The 3,427-nt window shown below is 68.0% G+C and carries 3 protein-coding genes; all 3 read left to right on the top strand.

The features are described 5' to 3' along the window. The first annotated feature begins 74 nt into the window (after positions 1-74). The gene (rsmB, locus tag ACEN88_RS27155; protein ID WP_413344666.1) at positions 75-1,424 is read left to right on the top strand and encodes a 16S rRNA (cytosine(967)-C(5))-methyltransferase RsmB; all 1,350 of its coding nucleotides are present in this window, start codon (positions 75-77) and stop codon (positions 1,422-1,424) included. 36 nt (positions 1,425-1,460) lie between these two features. After that, positions 1,461-2,024 (top strand): DUF4390 domain-containing protein, encoded by a 564-nt coding sequence (locus ACEN88_RS27150; RefSeq protein WP_413344664.1) that lies wholly within the window; start codon positions 1,461-1,463, stop codon positions 2,022-2,024. Positions 2,025-2,027: 3 nt separating this feature from the next. Further along, on the top strand, positions 2,028-3,427 hold a 1,400-nt coding region (locus ACEN88_RS27145), incomplete at its 3' end, for a sensor histidine kinase (protein WP_413344662.1).

The raw sequence follows: 3,427 nt of genomic DNA, 5'->3' as shown, positions 1-3,427 counted from the left end.
GCCCGCAACAGGTCGAACCGGCCCCGCGCGACGCCGGCTACGCGTCGTCCCGTCCCAAGGACGAGGGCGCGCGCCTGCGTCACAGCCACGAGGTCAAGGCCCACGTCCAGCTCGATTACAGTCCCGACCTGCGCACCGATTCCCTCGCGTTCGCCCTGCTGGGCGCGGCGAGCAGCCTCGCGCGCGTGCGTGCCGGCACGGCGCTCCCCCACGCGCTGGCCGAGGTGTTCCAGGCGTATGACGCCCCGCCGCAGGCGCGCGGCGCCATCCAGGACATCGCCTACCGCGCCATGCGCCAGCTGGGGCGCAACGAGATCCTGCTGAGCCTGATGACGAGCAAGGCACCCGAGCCCGCCATGTTGGCCGGCCTGCTGGAATGCGCGTTGGCGTTGCTCGACCCGCCCGAAGGCAGCGAGCCGCCTTATGAAGCCTTCACGGTCGTCGACCAGGCCGTCTTCGCCAGCTCCGCCCACCCGGATTTCGCGCACGCGAGGGCGATGGTGAACGCCGTGCTGCGCCGCTTCCTGCGCGAGCGCGAGCAACTGGTCGGCGCCGCGCTGCGCGACCAGGTCGCCCAGTGGAATTACCCGCAATGGTGGATCGACTCGGTGCGTACGGCGTACCCGGACGACTGGCAGGCGATCCTCCAGGCGGGCAACCGCCAGCCGCCGCTGACTCTGCGCGTCAACCGCCGCAAGACGGACGTCGACACCTATCTGAAAACGCTGGCTGCGGCCGGCATGCGCGCGGAGCAGGTGGGGCCAAGCGCCGTACGCCTGGCGCAGGCCGTGAACGTGGCGCAGATCCCCGGCTTTGCCGACGGCCTCGTGTCCGTGCAGGATGCCGGTGCCCAGCTGGCCGCGCCGCTGCTCGACCTCCACGACGGCATGCGCGTGCTGGATGCGTGCGCGGCGCCGGGCGGCAAGAGCGGACACATCCTGGAGACGGCCGACGTCGACCTGACGGCGCTGGATGCCGACGCGCGCCGCCTCGTGCGCGTGGACCAGAACCTGCAGCGCCTGGGGCTGTCCGCGACCGTCAAGGCGGGGGCGGCGGAAGCGACGGATTGGTGGGATGGCCGTCAATACGATCGTATCCTCGCCGACGTGCCGTGCACGGCGTCCGGCATCGTCCGCCGTCACCCGGATATCCGCTGGTTACGACGCAAGAGTGACACCCACCAACTTGCAACACTTTCCGGCAAAATACTCGACAATCTTTGGCAGATGCTGCGGCCCGATGGTAAATTGCTGTTCGTGACATGTTCGCTCTGGCCGCAGGAATCGGAAGCGCAGGCCGCCGCCTTCGCGGCGCGCCACGGTGCGGTCCGTCTCGACGCGCCGGGCCAACTGCTTCCTCGAAGTGGCGCCGGGCAGGATCATGACGGTCTGTTCTACGCCTTGTTCCAGAAGGCCGGAGCGTGAGCAATCCCGACAACGCTTTTTAAGGCTCTGGCCCTAGTGACTGTACGATTTTTCCGCCTCATCGCCTGCCAGCTCTTGCTGGCATTCGCATGCGCAACGGCGCAGGCGGCCGACGGGATCGAAATCACCTTTGCCAGCATCGAAGCGTCCGACGACGGCTATCGCCTGAAGGCCGCTTATTCGTTCGACCTGACGCCCGGCCTCGAGCAGGCCATCCAGCACGGCGTGCCGCTGTCGTTCACCACCGAGATCGAACTGACCCGGCCGCGCTGGTGGTGGACCGACGACCACGCCGTCTCCTCGCGCCGCACGGTCAAGCTGAACTACGACCCGCTGTTCCGGGTCTATCACTTGTCCGCCCTCGGCAGCATCCAACAGAATTTCGACACGCTCGACGAAGCGTTGCTCGCGATCCGCCGGCCGACCCGCTGGCTGATCGCCAAGCCGGGGGCGCTGAAGCCGGGCGAGACCTATAACGTTACCGTGCGCATGTTCATGGACCGCGAATACCTGTTGAAACCGCTCCAGGTCGATGCCCTGAATAATTCCGACTGGCGCCTGGCCTCGCACAAGAAGACCTTCACCTACCGTGCGGAGTAAGCCGTGATCCGGGCCCTGCGCTATGCCCTCGTGATCGGCAGCGCGATCGCGTCGATCCTCGTTTTTCTTCTCGCCTCCGCATCCAGCAACACGGGCTTCTTCGCCCGCAATTTCGCCTGGCTGTTCGGCCTGATCGTCGTCGTCGCCGGCGCGCTGTTCGTGCTCGTGCTGGTCGCGTTCTGGCGCCTTTATTCGCGCTACAGGGCCGGCAAGTTCGGCTCGCGGCTGATGGTGCGATTGATGGTGCTGTTCGGGGGGATCGGCATCCTGCCCGGGGTCGTCGTGTTCATGGTGTCGGTGCAGTTCGTTTCGCACTCGATCGAATCGTGGTTCGACGTCAAGATCGAGGCCGCGCTCGACTCCGGCCTGAATCTGTCGCGCGCCGCCCTCGACGAGGCGCTGGCCGACCTGAACGCCAACGCGGGCACCGTTGCCGCCACGCTGGCGGGGCAGGGCGAACAGGAGGCCCAGACGATCCTCATGCGTGCGCTCGACGACAGCGACGGCATGCAGAGCGCGCTGCTGTTGAATGCGGCCGGCAAGCCGGTCGCCAGCGCCACCGAGGACCGCCGTGCCGTCGAGTCCGCCGACCTGCCCACGCCGCAGATGCTCAAGCAGGCCGCGATGCCGGGCGGCTATGCGCGTCCGGAAGGCGGTATCGACGACGACTTCCGTGACGCGCACGACGAGTCGCCCAACGCCCTCGATGCGGCCACCGACCTGCGCTTGCGCGTCGTGGTGGCCGTGCCGGAGCCGCCCGGCATGGAACCGCGCTACCTGCAATTGACGCAGTCCGTGCCCGTCAACCTGGCGTCCAATTCCACCGTGCTGCGCACCGCCTACCGCGAATACCAGGAGCGCTTCGCGGCGCGCCGCGGCCTGAACAAGATGTATGTCGGCGAGCTCACCCTGACACTGCTGCTCGCGATCTTTTCCGCCATCGGCGCGTCGTTCCTCATCGCCGGCAACCTCGCGCAGCCGCTGCTCGTGCTGGCCGAGGGCACGCGCGCCGTCGCGGAAGGCGACCTGTCGCCGCGCCCGATCGTCGAGACGAACGACGAACTGGGCACGCTCACGCAATCGTTCAATGCGATGACGGGCCAGCTGTTCGAAGCGCGCTCCGCCGTCGAACGCAACCGCGCCGCGCTGGAAAGCGCCAAGGCCCACCTGGAATCCGTGCTGGCCAACATGTCGGCGGGCGTGATCGTGATGGATGCCGATGGCGTCGTCGTCAACTCGAACGATGCCGCGCACCGCATCCTGCCGGTCGACGTCGCGTCGCTGGCCGGCCGTCCGCTCGACGTCATCGAGGGGCTGGAAGTGTTCGCGGGCGCCGTCACCCGCGCCTTCTCGGCGCAGAGCGCGCAATCGGCCGCGGGCCGCGGGCGCGGACGGGCGCACTG

This window comes from Massilia sp. CT11-108 (assembly GCF_047302915.1).
Lineage (GTDB): Bacteria > Pseudomonadota > Gammaproteobacteria > Burkholderiales > Burkholderiaceae_D > Telluria > Telluria orientalis.
Note: the sequence above shows the minus strand (reverse complement) of the source record. Positions and strands in the feature narration are given on the sequence as shown.